10 protein-coding genes are annotated in these 14,891 nt (G+C 36.5%); 7 read left to right on the forward strand and 3 right to left on the reverse strand.

All coding sequences use genetic code 11. From position 1 onward, the window contains the following. Positions 1 to 338: 338 nt before the first annotated feature. Complete coding sequence (gene hemH / locus CKF59_RS04385) at positions 339 to 1,403, reverse strand: ferrochelatase (protein WP_119534760.1); 1,065 nt, start codon at positions 1,401 to 1,403, stop codon at positions 339 to 341. Between the two features lie 147 nt (positions 1,404 to 1,550). Between hemH and CKF59_RS04390 the strand changes: the two genes are divergently transcribed. From CKF59_RS04390 to CKF59_RS04405, 4 genes are read left to right on the forward strand one after another with little or no spacing between them, the layout of a single operon-like run. Continuing rightward, positions 1,551 to 2,252: a MotA/TolQ/ExbB proton channel family protein gene (locus CKF59_RS04390; protein ID WP_119534761.1), complete on the forward strand. Its 702-nt coding sequence runs from the start codon at positions 1,551 to 1,553 to the stop codon at positions 2,250 to 2,252. Positions 2,253 to 2,260: 8 nt separating this feature from the next. After that, a complete protein-coding gene (locus CKF59_RS04395) occupies positions 2,261 to 2,716 on the forward strand; it encodes a biopolymer transporter ExbD (RefSeq protein WP_119534762.1) in 456 nt (151 codons plus the stop codon). A gap of 23 nt (positions 2,717 to 2,739) precedes the next feature. Then, complete coding sequence (gene tolA / locus CKF59_RS04400) at positions 2,740 to 3,693, forward strand: cell envelope integrity protein TolA (RefSeq protein ID WP_222985584.1); 954 nt, start codon at positions 2,740 to 2,742, stop codon at positions 3,691 to 3,693. Positions 3,694 to 3,752: 59 nt separating this feature from the next. Then, positions 3,753 to 5,003, forward strand: a complete 1,251-nt coding sequence (locus CKF59_RS04405; RefSeq protein WP_119534763.1) for an MFS transporter — start codon at positions 3,753 to 3,755, stop codon at positions 5,001 to 5,003. A 148-nt stretch (positions 5,004 to 5,151) separates the two neighbouring features. On the opposite strand, the gene CKF59_RS04410 is transcribed toward CKF59_RS04405, so the two are convergent. Both CKF59_RS04410 and pdxY read right to left on the reverse strand, forming a co-directional pair. Next, on the reverse strand, positions 5,152 to 8,013 hold the full coding sequence (locus CKF59_RS04410; RefSeq protein WP_119534764.1) for a hypothetical protein: 2,862 nt from the start codon (positions 8,011 to 8,013) through the stop codon (positions 5,152 to 5,154). 351 nt (positions 8,014 to 8,364) lie between these two features. Continuing rightward, on the reverse strand, positions 8,365 to 9,270 hold the full coding sequence (gene pdxY / locus CKF59_RS04415; RefSeq protein ID WP_119534765.1) for a pyridoxal kinase PdxY: 906 nt from the start codon (positions 9,268 to 9,270) through the stop codon (positions 8,365 to 8,367). A gap of 292 nt (positions 9,271 to 9,562) precedes the next feature. Here pdxY and CKF59_RS04420 point away from each other — a divergent pair, with 292 nt between their 5' ends. The 3 genes from CKF59_RS04420 to CKF59_RS04430 all read left to right on the forward strand — a co-directional run bounded on the left by CKF59_RS04420 (position 9,563) and on the right by CKF59_RS04430 (position 14,848). Beyond that, positions 9,563 to 11,347: a lipid-A-disaccharide synthase gene (locus CKF59_RS04420; protein WP_119534766.1), complete on the forward strand. Its 1,785-nt coding sequence runs from the start codon at positions 9,563 to 9,565 to the stop codon at positions 11,345 to 11,347. Between the two features lie 95 nt (positions 11,348 to 11,442). Further along, positions 11,443 to 12,774 carry a GIY-YIG nuclease family protein gene (locus CKF59_RS04425; protein WP_119534767.1) on the forward strand — a complete coding sequence of 444 codons (1,332 nt, stop codon included), beginning with the start codon at positions 11,443 to 11,445 and terminating at the stop codon, positions 12,772 to 12,774. 1 nt (position 12,775) lies between these two features. After that, on the forward strand, positions 12,776 to 14,848 hold the full coding sequence (locus CKF59_RS04430; RefSeq protein ID WP_119534768.1) for a hypothetical protein: 2,073 nt from the start codon (positions 12,776 to 12,778) through the stop codon (positions 14,846 to 14,848). The last annotated feature ends 43 nt before the right edge of the window (positions 14,849 to 14,891 follow it).

The raw sequence follows: 14,891 nt of genomic DNA on the forward strand, positions 1-14,891 counted from the left end.
TAAGTTTTATATAACTTCTTAACAATTTTTTATATTTTTAACAATAGCTTAACAAAAACATTGAAAATAACTACATGAAAAATAGGAGTTTTCTTAAAAACTATTCCTTATAACTCTTCATAAAAATAAAAATTTTATAATCTTATTTACAAATAAAATTTATTTAATTATCTACTTCTTAACTCAAGAATTATTTTCCCTTAACTAGAGAGCAAACTTTCTTTCCTTGTTAAGGAAATTTCTTATCTCTAACTCTTGAAAATCTTTAGATAAACCAAGATAAATAAAACCAAGAGACCTACTATTGGTTACTCTTGGTTTTATATCAAAACTATGCTTTATTTTTTATAAAGATCTAAATGCTGAGTTTCAATTAAATCTATATAAGGTTTAAGCACATCAATAAACATACGTAAATGTTCACTTTTGGCATTTAAACAAGGCACTAAAGAAAACTTACTGCCTCCATGCTCTAAGAATAAATCTCGATTCTGCTCGGCAATTTCTTCAAGAGTTTCAATACAATCAGCTGCAAACCCCGGACAAATTACCATTGCTTGCGCACCTGGATTAGCTTGTGCATAGCTCGTTAAAGTGTGGTCGGTTTGAGGCTCGAGCCATGGTTCTTTACCAAATACCGATTGATAAGTCATTTGATATTGCTCAGGTTTTAAGCCTAGAGCTTGAGCTAAAGCCAAAGTAGTTGCCTCACATTGTTGCGGATAAGGGTCTTGTAACTCTTGAGCATAACGTGTAGGAATCCCATGATAACTCATAAAGAGTTTATTTTGTGCATGAAAGTAACTCGCTGGATTTACTTGAGCGACAGGAATTCCCTCAAGCTCAGCAATATGCTCCCGAATACTTTGGGCTAGAGTATAAATATAACTAGCATGTAAATGATAGTTATGAACAATACTAAAAGGAGCAACTAATCTCTGATTCTTATGAGCATAACCTCGATTAAACGCATCAATTACCGGTAACACTGTAGTTGAAGAAAATTGAGGATAAGCGGGAAGTAAAATCACATGCTCAGGATGATGATTAAACACTTGCGTGGTCACTTCTTGTAGACTAGGTTCGCCATAGGTCATCCCTAAAACTACAGTCCACTGATGTTGAGGATATAACTCACTTAAAAGTTGTTGTAAGCCATCTCTTTGAGCTTGAGAAATCGCTAGGAGTGGACTTCCTTTGTCACTCCATACAGATTGATAGATCTTAGCTACCTTAGGAGAGCGGAAAAAACGAATAAAGCGTAAAATAATTCCCCATTTAGGTTGAGAAACATCTACTACACGAGGATCGGAAAGAAACTCTCCTAAATAAGATGATACTGCTTTTGCCGTAGGTTCGTCTGGAGTACCAAGATTAGCTAGAATTACACTTACTTTTGCCATATAAAATTACCTAATTGATTTATCGCAACTACTAATTTTACCATCTCTTACCCAAACACAAACGAAAAATAGTATAATTGATGACAAGATTTCCTCTCTCACTACAAAACAACCTAGATTTTTTTATTAATTATTAAGTAACTACAAATGAATTTAGAATTTATTTATCATATTTTTCTTGAAGCAAGCTTAGTTGTAAAAATCGTGATGATTTTATTGCTAATCTTATCTCTATGGTCATGGACTCTAATTATTAACCGTTTTATTACCCTTGGTCGTGTAAAACGTCAAGATAAGGCGTTTATTAACACTTATAACCAAGGCGTAGGTTTTTCTAAACTTATAGAGTTTACCGAAAAACAAAACAACCTTGTGGGCGTAAGTAGAGTTTTCTCGGAAGGAGTTGCTTCTTATAAAACTATTTCAAATATTAAATATCAAACTCCTGAAGCTCTTATGGATTTAATTAACCGTAAAATGACCTCAACCATCTCTGAAGAAGTTGAAGATCAAGATTTTGGTTTAAATATCCTTTCAATTATTACTAGTATTTCTCCTTATATAGGTTTATTTGGTACCGTATGGGGAATTATTGAAGTATTTACCAGCCTTGGTTCATTACAACAAGTAAATATTCAAGCAATTGCTCCAGGAATTTCAGAAGCTCTAATTGCTACAGCTATGGGGTTATTTGTGGCAATTCCTGCTTTAGTTTTTTATAACATCTTTAACCGTCGTGTTAACTTCAACGAAACTAATTACTATAACTTCCAAGATAGCTTTACAGGGGTAATCCAAGAGGATGTACACCGTCGTCTACGTCAAGCTAACGCAAATCCTCAAGCATAGGAGTAAGCATGGCTAACTATAGAAGACGTTCTGGGGTACGTCCAGGACGTAAAACGGAAATCAATATGATTCCTTTCCTAGATGTACTCTTAACCTTACTCTTAATCTTTATGATTGCAGCTCCTGCAGTAAATAGTTCAATAGATGTCACTGTTCCTAACTCAAGTGTAGCCAAAGCTACTACCCAAGCTGCTGAAAAAGATATAGTGGTCGTAGAAGTACATGGAGCTGATAGCTACACTTTACTTTTTAATGCTCAAAAGTATACTGCTTTAGATCAAAATACTCTCCAAGCTCAATTAAATCAAGTACTCCAAGGAAAAGATCTAAAAAACTTAATTGTTCAAGTTGCTGCTGATAAAGGGGCTATGTATGATAATGTCGTACAAGCTTTAACTATTTTAAAAGCTTACGGGATTGTTGATGTTGGATTAATCACTAATCCTAGTTCTAGTAGCAATTAACCCTCTCAGACAAGGGACAAAGAATGAAAGCAAACCGTAAAGGTCTTTGGTGGCAATGTGGGATTGCGGTGCTATTACATGCTAGTGTACTCTTATCCTTTATTTCTTGGCAAAGTCAAAGCGCTTATAAAGAAGCTCAAGGCATGGAAGGAAATATAGATCTAAAAGAAGGTAATAATGCAGCAACTCAAGCCCCAATAAAAATTTCTTTAGATACCGGAGATATAGCTGACGCTCGTCAACTCATAGCTCAGCGTATCAATGCAGCTGAAGCCAAGGCGAAAGCAGAAGCAGAGTCTAAAGCTAAAGCAGAAGCGGAAGCTAAAGCAAAGGCTGAAGCGGAAGCTAAAGCAAAAGCTGAAGCGGAGGCTAAAGCAAAAGCTGAAGCGGAGGCTAAAGCTAAAGCAGAAGCGGAAGCTAAAGCAAAGGCTGAAGCAGAGGCTAAAGCTAAAGCAGAAGCAGAGGCTAAAGCTAAAGCAGAAGCAGAAGCAGAGGCTAAAGCTAAAGCAAAGGCTGAAGCGGAAGCTAAAGCAAAGGCTGAGGCACAAGCTAAAGCAAAAGCTGAGGCACAAGCTAAAGCCAAAGCTCAAGCCCAAGCTAAAGCCAAAGCAGCTCAAGAAGCAAAAACTACCCAATTAAACGATGCCTTTGCTGACCTCATAGGTGATGGTGGTGGCGATGGCTCACGCACAAGTGATCAAAGTGCCAATGATTTCGAACGCTATAAAGCTCGAATCCAAAGTGAAGTAAATAATAACTTTAGTTATAATCCAGCTTTTACGGGACGTCAGTGTGCTGTAGATGTAAATATAGCTTCTGATGGTACCTTAACTCCATACCAAGGTTCAGCACGTGGACAAGCTAATGTTTGTGCTCTTGGCGTACAAGCTATTGTCAATACAGGTCGAGTAACGCCTCCTCCTGCAGGAATGCTTAGTCAAGTACAACGTGTAACCTTAGTCTTTATTGTTCGTTAATTTTAAATTTTAATTTAGAACTCTTTAAACCTCGTTTAAAGAGTTCTATTTATATCCTTATGAAAGATTCTTTTGAACAAATTACTCCTTGGCAACAAGAATTACAAAGAAAATTACCACCAATTGGTATCCTTATCCCTCTCTTGGCAATCTTGACGATTATGTCAGCTTTTGTCAATGATGCCTTTTCTCCAGCTTTGCAAACCATGGCTCAGGACTTCGAAAGCTCTCTCGAGCAGATGCAAAAAATTATTTCCTACAATCTCATAGGTATGGGATTAGGAGTTTTAATTTTTGGTCCGCTTATCGATAGATATGGGCGTAAGAAAGCTTTAATTATCTGTTCTTTTTTAGGTATTCTCATTAACCTCGCCATGATTAATGCTCCTAGCTATACTTGGCTCATTATTATTCGTATTGGTCAGGGGATTATCTTTGGAGCTTTAAGTGCTACCCCTGAGGTAATGATTAAAGATATCTTTAGTCCTCGCCGTTTTGTGATTTTTAATGCTTGGCTTATTACTTTATTTCTTTTTGGTCCAGCTCTTAGCCCTTTAATTGGTGGCTATATTTTTATTTGGTTTGGCTGGCATTGGATTTTCTATGGCGTATGTATTGTTCTTGCCATCAGTATTTTTATCGTGCTTTGCTTTATTCCAGAAACTCTAGATCCAAGCAAAGTCCAATCTATAAAAGTAAAACAAATCAGCAAAAACTTTTGGCAAATTCTGAGTACCAAACCCGCTCTCCTCTTAATTATTAATAGCACTTTACTTACTTGTGCAGTTTTTGGTTTTCCGACCTTACTACCAGTAATCTATCTTGAAGACTATCAACTTGCTCCTCAAGTATTTGGTTACTATACCTTTGCCTTGGTTCTGTTACAGATTGTGGGGATTCAACTCAATAAACTAACCATGAAACATGGATTTTCTCCTCTCAAAGTGTGGTTAGCGGCAACGAGCGTACAGGCGTTTTTTACTCTTGCTAATTTTACCCTTGTTCTCAATCCACAATGGTTAAGTGTCACCAGTATTATTCTTGTCCTCGGATTAAATATGGCCTTAAATGGGTTTCAAATTGGCAATATGACCGTTACTTATTTAATGTACTTTCCACAAATGACAGGTACAGCTGTATCCTTATTAACCTTTATTCGCTTGACCATCCCGGGAATCTTAATTGGTTGGCTTACCATGCTCCCAAGATATCAAGGAGCAACTTTGCTCTTTATTAATGGATGTTTAATTCTTATTTGCTGTCTTGGCTCTTGGTATTTTTACCATAAATACGGCAAAAACTTTAATTAGCAAACATTTTTCCTTGCAAATCTATGCTTTCATCTTTATTTAACCCAAACCTCAAGGTGAGATGCTTCCAAATTAAATTGATTTATCTATGCAAAAAAGTCTCGAAATCTCGAGACTTTTTTCATATAAGTAAATAATTAATTTACGCTTATTCTTGGATATTAAAACGTGTACCACGCACTACATACTTGGTATACATTTGTCCCTCTTCATCTCCTAAGGAGTAAAGAATATCATCGATACCATGTTTTTCCTGAACTAAACGAGGATAAGCTAATAGGTGCTGATACTCTTGTTTAAATTGTGCTAACAGCTTGTGCATCGCCCCTAAACCTAAATCATGATACATAGGTGCAACTCCTTTACGCTGTAACACATGGAGATGAGCTAAAGGTAAATTCGTAATCAGCATAAAGAAAACTGATTTATTAAATTGCGAAACATAAAGATCAGTAGGTAAATAACCTAAAGCCGCTTGAATGCGAGCTTGTAAGGTAAAACCTACATTCACTAAATCCTTAATATTAAAATAAGGTTTAGCCTCTAATTCAGCCGCATAAGAACTATAGTTAATCGTGCGATGGAAGTAATCAACCTTACCTAAAAGAATTTCAGGCTTGGTAGTTAAAACCATGATCTCTCCCTGCATCATCCCTTTATGTCCATACCAAACTTTTTGGCGGATTAGGGTATCTGCATCATCAACCACAAAAACTTTAGCTAGTTTATGTTTACGTAGATCAAATCCTGAATAAATAAAATCTAGTAAAGGATAACTCGCAAATTCTTCGAACTTAGAAGTTTCTAGAGCACTAAAGCCCTTAACCAACTTACAAGCTTGCTGTAAAGCTTTTAAAGTTCCTGTTGCTAGTAAAGGTAAGTTCTGCTCTTTTTCACTAAAAGTTAACTGATGTTGGACAAAAGTTTGTAAAAAACTTGGAGCAAAAAGCACTTTATTAGCTTGCTCATTAATCCCAAAAGCAAAAGGATTTACGACTTTTCGTGTAGCTTGCTCTTGTTCTTTTTCTAAACGTTGACTCGCAACTACATAGGCTACTGATAAATCACTTTCTACACTATTAGTATTTGCGTACTTACGTTGTAAAGCTACATCTTCTAAGTTCTTTTTCGCAATCCCAACCATATTACGAGCTTGGGCAAGAACATTTAAATCCGAAGCAGAACCTTGTAATCCTTTTTCTTTTACCGATTTTAAGGCTTTGGCATTTAATTCTCGTTCACTATGATCAAGATAAATCGGATTGATCTTACTAATTTCTAAATCAGAAATAGTTTCAGTAGTTGGTACAACTGTTTCTTTACTTGCAAGAGATTTTACAGTTACGTCTTTTTCGATTTCTGTTTTATTAGCTTGCTCAGTATCTAAGGTTGAGGTTTTAGCAATTTCTTTTTCACGAGCAGAAGCAGAAGTTGCTTTTACTGCTGAAACAATTTGTTTTTCTTCTTGCTTCTCAACTGTGGAGCTAACATTAACCTCTTTAGGAACAAAGAACGCAAAAGATTTTTTATTTTCCGCTTCTAAAGTTTTAAATTTTTCAGGCGTTTCTAAGTTTTTACCTAACACATCTCTAAAGGTAGGCATAAAAATACTATTTTCTCGCCCTAAAATTTGGGTAACTTTGGTTTGTAAATCCTTTTCATAATTCACAAACGCTTGATCAGCTAAATCTTGCCATAAATACTTGGTAAAACGCTCACGTCCAAGAGCTACCAGTTTCTCAGCTCTTTGGGCATCTCTAAGATCTATCCCTAAACTTTGAGTAAAAGACTTTAAGAGATTATTAATATTAAAATTAGCTTGGCGACAGAACTCTTCTACTTCAGGATAATTTACTCCTAAAATTAAATCATTTACCCAAGTTTGACGTCCTGCTACGGCATAGCATAATTCAGGAGCAAATAACCCATGAACCGTAAAACTATTTGGTGGTAAAGTTAAAAAGATCGGATATAAGTATTCCTGATTCTCTAAAAAGATCGCCTCAACTCCATACTCTTGTAAAGCTAAGCTCACTTGCTCTTTTTGGGTAGCTGTTGCTTGAACATCTAACTTCACTAAAACTTTTTTATAAGCGAGGAAAGAAAACTTTTCTCCCATGCGTACTAAATAGTCTGCAAAATGCTCAGGAGTTAACAATTGTAAAGTTAAAGCATCAATTACCCATAGATTTGCTTTGAAAATTGCAAATTGACTTATCCCCTCTTGACGCATTTGGGTAGCCATAGATACAAGATGCTGACTAAAAGCTCGAGGTTGGGGTAGCCTTGCAATTTCATCTTCACTAAAAGTTTCTAAACGCAACTGACGCCCTTCGTACATTGCCCCTAACCAATAAAAAGCAGCTACATTTGCTCGGTAAAAAGTAATTGGATTCTGAGATGTCCCTAGCTTTTGATTCATTAAACCAATTAGATCGAGAGCTCGGCATGCTGTATAAGGAGCTATCCCTGTAGCATAATAACTTGCTTGTGGATAATCTTGATAGAACTCGGCAAACTCTTCAGTAAATTGTAAAGGTTTCGAGTGGTTATTTCCTACATAAGCACTTATATCCGCTTCAATTACACTTAACTCTTGGCACTGAGGATGATTAGCTAAAGCCTGTGCCTCAATAGTATCAAGACAAGGAACATAAGCACAAAACTCAGGTAAAGTTAAAGTTTGAGCATTAATTTGTGCATACTGATACTGACGCTGTTCGAGAAAATTGGCAATCAATTGATAATAACTTTGTACTAAGGCAAAGTAATTACTTAAAGAAAAATCTTGGGCTTGAGCTACATTGAGTAAACTAGCAAATTCCTCTTTGTAAGAATCTATAGCTAGAGTTTGCTCTAGAGGTAGATCTAAACCTAGCACGGCATGAGCTGCTTCTTGCGTATAGAAAACATAAATTTGCTCTGTTAATAGTTGTTTTCTTTTAATAACTAAAGAAGCAAGCGAAGCACAAGTTGCTGAGGTTAAAAGAAAAAGGTGTTTATTAAGCATCCAAAAATCCAAATTATATGGTAAAGAAAAGTAAACTTTTCTTCCCCCTAATGATACATATTTACTGGCTATATTTTACCATTAATCCTAGCCTCACAAGAAAAAAGATCCAAGAAGCTAAAGCAATTACTCCAAATTAACTAAGAACTTAGACCACTTTAAAGCAAAGAAAATCGCAAAATTTAATCTAATTCTTTGGCAGGGAATACCAAAACTTACTGCCCTTCCACATATAAAAGAAAGAGATCCTAAGGCTTGCCTTAAGATCTCTTCCTAAATTATTAGTCTACTAAGTACTTTGTACTACTAAATATTTTGTACCACTAAATCCTTTATGATTATTTTGTATTTTTATAAAGCTTTTTGTTTTGCTTGATAATCTGCAGGATTTAATTCCACCGCACGATAAGTTAATGGTGGATCAATAATTTCACGACGCACTGCTACCGGTTGTAACTCTAATTCACCTGCGTCTTCAGCAGCTTTTACTACTAAGTACACTGCATTTTGAGCATGTTCAAAAGCTTCTAACGCAGTTTTTCCAGTTAGTAAACAAGCAAGAAGCACTCCCGTTAGCATATCTCCCGCTCCTACTGGATCACGAGGTAAAGCTACAAGTGGACGAGTTAAATGATAAAGTTTACCGGTATTATCATCATAGAGTAAGCTTTCAAACTCTCCAGGTTGTTTAGCACAACGATGTAAATGTTTTACCATTACAATTGAAGGACCTTTTTTAGCTAACTCTACCGTAGCGTTTACCGCATCGGCAAAAGATTTTAATTCACTACCATGTAGAATTTGTAACTCTTCTAAGTTCGGACAAGTAATATTTGCACGAGATACAGCTTTATCACGAATTGCTTGTGCTACTCCAGGAGCAACAATACAACCTTTACCTGCTTTCCCCATTACTGGGTCTAAAAGGTATACAGCATCAGGATTTTGTTCACGCACCGTATCCACAATTTCAAGAATTGCATCAACTTGCTCAGCCGAACCTAAATAACCTGATAAAACTGCATCTACACGACGTAAAAAATCTACTTCTGGATCAGCTAAAGTATGCACGATTTTTAATAGATCTTCATTTGTCGTCACTGGACCAGCAAATTTTGGATAACGAGTTGATGAAGAAAACTGCACGGTATTTAAGGGCCATACATCTACCCCACATAGTTGCATAGGTAAGGTTGCAGCTTTATTCCCTGCATAACCATAAACTACATGTGATTGGATTGTTAATACATTTTTCATTTAAATCTTATTCCCCAGCATAACTACTTAACTCGACGTTAAGTTTTTGCTTTATAAAAATTTTTCATATGCACAGCGTCTGCTCTGCATTGCCAAAGCTTAATCTATAAATTATCTTTTTTCAGACAATCTCTATTTTATTACATCTTGAGCCTTGAGTGAAGATTATTTTATTTTTATTTCTCTTTAAAAAACTCGGTTATCTTCTTAGTTTTCTCAAATTTACCTCTTACTTTAGGTATAATAATTAATAAGAAAAACTGACTTTATTAATTTTTAAGGAAATATTAAAATGCTAACTCCTCTTCCTAATTCAGGAGACTTACAAAAATATTTGGAGCAAATTCCTCCGCATACCAAAATTTGCATCGTTGCTGGTGAAGTTAGTGGAGATCAACTCGGAGCTGGTTTAGTTGCCAAATTAAAATCTTATCGTCCCGATCTCCAATTTGTCGGCATTGGTGGTGACTTAATGCGTGAGCAGGGAGTAGAAACTTGGTATGATATTAGCGATTTATCTTATTTTGGCGTTGTAGATGTAGTTCTAAGCTTACCAAAAATTCTTCGTGTTATTAGTCGTACTAAAGCTCTATTAAAAGAGTCTCAAGCTCAAATGTACATTGGCATAGATAACCCAGATTTTAATCTACGTCTCGAAACCTATGCTAAAACCGAACTAAAAATCAAAACGATTCAATATGTGAGTCCTTCGGTTTGGGCATGGCGTCAAGGAAGAGTAGAAACCATTAAACAAGCTTGTGATCTCGTACTTTGTCTCTTACCTTTTGAAAAAGAGTTTTTTGATCGTCATCAACAAGCAGCTACTTTTGTCGGACATCGTCTTGCAAATAAACTTGGAGAAAATCTCCAACAAGATGCTAAGGTGTATGAAAAACTGCTGATTGAGGCTTCACAACAGCAGCTCTTTGCTCTGACGGGAGGTAAGATTTCGGTATCGCAAGCTAAACGCTTAATGGAGGCCAACCAAAAGCAAGCTGAGCAAAAACCTGAGGCAAGTTTAATTGAAGCAACCTCTACAGACTCTACTCCCCAGGAAACTTCAGTACCAGCTTCAGCTTCTAAAGTAGAAGCAAGCAACTCAAGCTTGCCACCAGAAACCAGTAAGAATAACTTGATTTTACAACATGGTCAGGCTTCTATTAATAAAGAGCTAGATGACTTAGTTCTTGGTATTGATGGTAACTACTACCTTACTTTAACTCCTGAGCAAGTTAAGTATTTACAAACTCAAAATAACTTAGCTGCAAAGGCGAACTCAACTCAAGTTAGAGCAACTGCAGAAGCTAAAACTAAAGCTGAAAAAACAGCAACCAAAACTAGCTTAGATCTTGAGACAGATTTCCTAAATCAAGGAAAGAAAATTCAAGCCTTTGTTGCCAGCTTACCTTCAGCTCAACAAGCTCAACAAGAATTAGCACTAGCTCAAGTCTATAACCCTCAACAACAAGCTTGTGAACCTGAGAGCCAAGAGTTAAGAATTGCAGTTTTACCTGGCTCACGCACTAGTGAAGTAGAACTGATTTTTGCTTGGTATCTTAGTGGCATACGTCATGCAATTGCCCAAGGACTTCTCCCTAAAACCGTAGAACTCCTTGTTCCTATTGCCAAAGACAAACTCAAGGATGACCTTTTAACTATAGCCGCTGACTACCCTGACCTCAACCTAAAATTTGTTGACGGTCATGCTCATCAAGTATTGCAAACCTCAGCTTTTGCTTTAGTTTCTTCTGGAACAGCAACCCTTGATACTTTACTTTGTCATACGCCTATGCTTGTAGGTTATCGTTTAAGTAGCTTAAACTTTTTCTTAGCTAAGCGCTTAATTAAAGTTCCTTATATCTCGCTGGCTAACGTGATTATGGAAAATGAAATTGCTAAAGAGTTAATTCAAGATGATTTAACGCCAGAAAATATTAGCGAACAAATCAAAAGCCTATTAAACTTTGATTATAATCAACAAATTCGCCTCATTTATTTCCTTGAACACTTAGCTTTACAAAAGGATTCAGATACCCTTGCAGCTCAAGCAACTTTAGCGTTATTAGCACAAAATTAATCGTAAAGAGTACGGCTTTCTTACCGTACTCTTTTTCCTTTTTGTCACTAAAGTGATAAAATAAAGTAAGAAATAATTTAAGAATCAAGGAAATTATGGCTACCCTCACTTTAGTTGATTTTATTGATCATGAACACCAAATTCGTTGGCTCATGAACCAAGATATCCCCTTTAATCCGGAGAAATTCTGTAATGCTACTCCTCCGGTAGCAGGGGTATATCGCATGCTCCGTCATGATCAGCATGTAATCTACGTTGGGAAAGCAAAACAACTCCCCAAAAGATTTGCGAGCTACTTTAATGGGAGCTCCCATCGTCCAGAAATGGAAGCACAAATTGCAGCCATGCAAACCATTTTTGTCTTTGCTGATCACGAAGCTAATGAGCTCGAATACAACGTTTACCAAAAATTCTATTTACCTCACTACAATAAAACTAGCCCCGAGAACTCCAAATACTTATACCTCACTCCCGATCAACCTTATCAAAGTCTTTATCCTATGGGAGCTTATCGACGAGATATTCTCGTTCTTAGTCGTCATCTCAAACGGGAAATTGAATTTATTGGTCCTTTTACCAATACGAGATGTTGGGCACAAATTATTGAGGAATTCCAAAAGGTATTTAAGATTCCAAGTTGTTCTCCCACTATTTTTCGTCGTCATCAGCGTTATCAGCATCCTTGCGATAAATATGATTTTGGTCTTTGTAAGGGACACTGCGTCTTTACTCAACCTCTAGATTATCAAGCCTACTGGCAACCAATTAAACAAATCATTTTACATAAAGGAGTTGCCGGCAAAGCTTTATTTAAGCAAGTTGCCCAGCAAATGCCAACTACCAAAGCCCATATTGCGACAAGATCTATTCTCGATACCTTAAATTTTAAAGATAACTTTGAATTAGTTCTCCTCTTTAAGAATAAACTGGGAACTTGTATGACTATAGTTGAAGTTTGTCATGGGCTGGTCATAGATATTCGCAATATGCTTCTCGCTCCCCTTAGCGAGAGTAAGAATTTAAATCTTGCTCGTAAACTAGGACAAGAGTTAAGTAATGCTCAACTCTATCAAGGTTTTTTAGCTCCTTACTATCGTCAAGTAAGACAAGCAGAGTATTTACCTAGTAATACTGAAATTTTAAATCATTTACCTCGAAAAATTATTGTCCATGAGTCAGGTTTTACTCCAGAACAAGCCAAAGAACTCTCAAAAGAGCTTTCGCAAATTTTTGGTTATAACGTTTTACTAAGTGCTCGTTGTCCTTATCCAAGTTTAATTCAACTTGCTGAGTACAATGCCTCTTGTGCCATAGAGCAAAGAGTGAATCTAGTTTTAAATCGCACTGCCGAAAAACGTAAATCTAGTGAAACCTCAAGAAAGCTCATAGCCAAAAAACTAGAAAAATCCATGTTAAATAAGGAATAGCATGCAAGATAAAAAGCAACTCCTACAAGCTTTAGGACAATATTTGGCCTCTGATATCGACTTATTTAATCTGCTTTTACCAAATTTGTTCCAACCCCAGCACCAGGATAAACTCGTAGCTCACTTAGTTTTAGAACTCCTTGGAGAGAAAAATATCTCCGCTTCGCTTCTCCAACGCCAACTAAAACTTTTTACTCAATTAAACCAAGAGTTTTTGCATAAAAAAGTTCAAGAAGCTGAACCCTCCTCACCTAGAGTCCTAGTGACCAATGAACAAGTGTGTAATGATAATCCTCTTGAGCAATATTTACTTGAAGAAGGAGACTGGGATGTATTCGATTTTGCCAAAGATGTGGATCTCGACAAACTCGAAGCCGAAGAATTTGCGGATTTTGCTCCAGAGTTTACCACGAACGTAACCTCTAACCTAAGTTTACCGCAAGAACAACAAGCTCAAAAGTTCCTCTCGCAACTTAATCCAAAAATGCAACAACAATTGCAACAACAAGCTAAGCATCTACTTTATGCTCCTTTACCGCATCACGAATACCCCTTAAATCTTGAACAAAGTTATAGTGGAAGCTTATGGGCAAAAGCAAGTCAAGTTGCTCTCAAACAAGTTGAGACTCAAGTATTTACTCTCCCTATTTTTACCAAATACCAAGAGCAAAGATTACAACAAATCTTTCCTCTCGTGGAAGAGCAACTCGATGCCTTAGAAGAAAATGCCACCTTGGGCGAACTCTTTTCGCATCTAACCTATTTAGAAACAAGTAGGTTACAATTTAATTACACTTTAGCTTTAGCTCAAGGAAAACAAACTAATTTTGATTTTACTAAATTTAATTTCTTACCTGAAGCCGAGATAGAGAATAATGCTTGGAATCATCTTTCTGATCTCTTTGCTCTCAATGGAGTGCTAAATAAAATGCACTGTTTTGATATCTCTCATGATCGAGGGATGTTTGCAAAGGGATCATGTGTAGCCGCTAATAGTCAAGGGGTCTTAGCTAGTGATTATCGTCACTTTAATATTGAAAATATTACCCCAGGTGATGACTATGCAGCTATGGAGCAAGCGGTACGTAAACGCTATCAAAACCAAGTCTTTATTCAAGAAATGCCTTTAGGGATTTTAATTGATGGCGGAGCTCAGCAACTTAAAGTAGCTAATCAAGCCTTAATTCCGATTTTACAACAGCAAAGAGCGATTGAAGTCTATCTTAGTTTAGTCTTAAGAGGAGAAAATCTCATCTCTCACTTAGCTCAAAAAAATTACCAGCTCTTTCCAGGAATGCCAAGTAACCTGATTGCTCTTAATGCAGCCCAAAGAGTCTATGATCTCTACTTACAACCTTGCTTAAGCTCACTTGAAAGAGGTGTTGCTTATCCCAGTTGTGAACTCTTAATCCGTTTTTATCAACAAATGGCAAGCCAAGAAAAAGCACCACATTATCAAACTATAGCTTATTTGGTTACTAAGCAACAACAGCAACTACACCAAGAGTTACAAACTCAAGAAGAGACGTTTCTCCATAGCTTTAGTGAACTCAATGATGAAAGTCAGAGCTATTATCCTACTACCTTTAGCTTTCTTGCTCAATTACCAGCTCATCTTACCGTAAAACAATTACTCGAGTTAGTACTAATGAGTTATAGCTTTATTGAGTTTTTATATCCGATTAAAACCATTGGCGTAACTAAGCAAGAAAACCGTCGCTACACTGCGGAAAAATTTCTTGATGGTGTAACAGGAGAAGAAATTGAAATTCCTGCTCATAGCAACGAACTCTACTATATTTTAAAACTCCGAGATGCAGCTCATAATTATGCTAACCGTAAACGTACCGAGCAAAGAGATCGTCAATTAGAAAGTGGCAAGGATATGTTAGCGAAAATTCCGGGACTAGGTGCTAAGAGCTTAGATCGTCTCTATACTTATTTTGGAACTACCGGACAAATAGTTCAACAGCTCAGAACAACTCCGAATCCGCAACACCTACTTAAAGAACTAGGAATTCCTGGTAAAGCCATAACTAACCTTTTAAACGCTCTTGAAGAGTTTCCTCTTTAAGTTTAATTAGTTATTTAACTTAACAAAAAGGTCCTCTGAACTT

The sequence above is a fragment of the Psittacicella gerlachiana genome (assembly GCF_003585965.1).
Classification (GTDB): domain Bacteria; phylum Pseudomonadota; class Gammaproteobacteria; order Enterobacterales; family Psittacicellaceae; genus Psittacicella; species Psittacicella gerlachiana.

What these genes read in the sequence shown, in the direction of transcription:
- hemH (WP_119534760.1), bottom strand. Translation starts at nt 1,403, where the DNA reads ATGGCAAAAGTAAGTGTAATTCTAGCTAATCTTGGTACTCCAGACGAA.
- CKF59_RS04390 (WP_119534761.1), top strand. Translation starts at nt 1,551, where the DNA reads ATGAATTTAGAATTTATTTATCATATTTTTCTTGAAGCAAGCTTAGTT.
- CKF59_RS04395 (WP_119534762.1), top strand. Translation starts at nt 2,261, where the DNA reads ATGGCTAACTATAGAAGACGTTCTGGGGTACGTCCAGGACGTAAAACG.
- tolA (WP_222985584.1), top strand. Translation starts at nt 2,740, where the DNA reads ATGAAAGCAAACCGTAAAGGTCTTTGGTGGCAATGTGGGATTGCGGTG.
- CKF59_RS04405 (WP_119534763.1), top strand. Translation starts at nt 3,753, where the DNA reads ATGAAAGATTCTTTTGAACAAATTACTCCTTGGCAACAAGAATTACAA.
- CKF59_RS04410 (WP_119534764.1), bottom strand. Translation starts at nt 8,013, where the DNA reads ATGCTTAATAAACACCTTTTTCTTTTAACCTCAGCAACTTGTGCTTCG.
- pdxY (WP_119534765.1), bottom strand. Translation starts at nt 9,270, where the DNA reads ATGAAAAATGTATTAACAATCCAATCACATGTAGTTTATGGTTATGCA.
- CKF59_RS04420 (WP_119534766.1), top strand. Translation starts at nt 9,563, where the DNA reads ATGCTAACTCCTCTTCCTAATTCAGGAGACTTACAAAAATATTTGGAG.
- CKF59_RS04425 (WP_119534767.1), top strand. Translation starts at nt 11,443, where the DNA reads ATGGCTACCCTCACTTTAGTTGATTTTATTGATCATGAACACCAAATT.
- CKF59_RS04430 (WP_119534768.1), top strand. Translation starts at nt 12,776, where the DNA reads ATGCAAGATAAAAAGCAACTCCTACAAGCTTTAGGACAATATTTGGCC.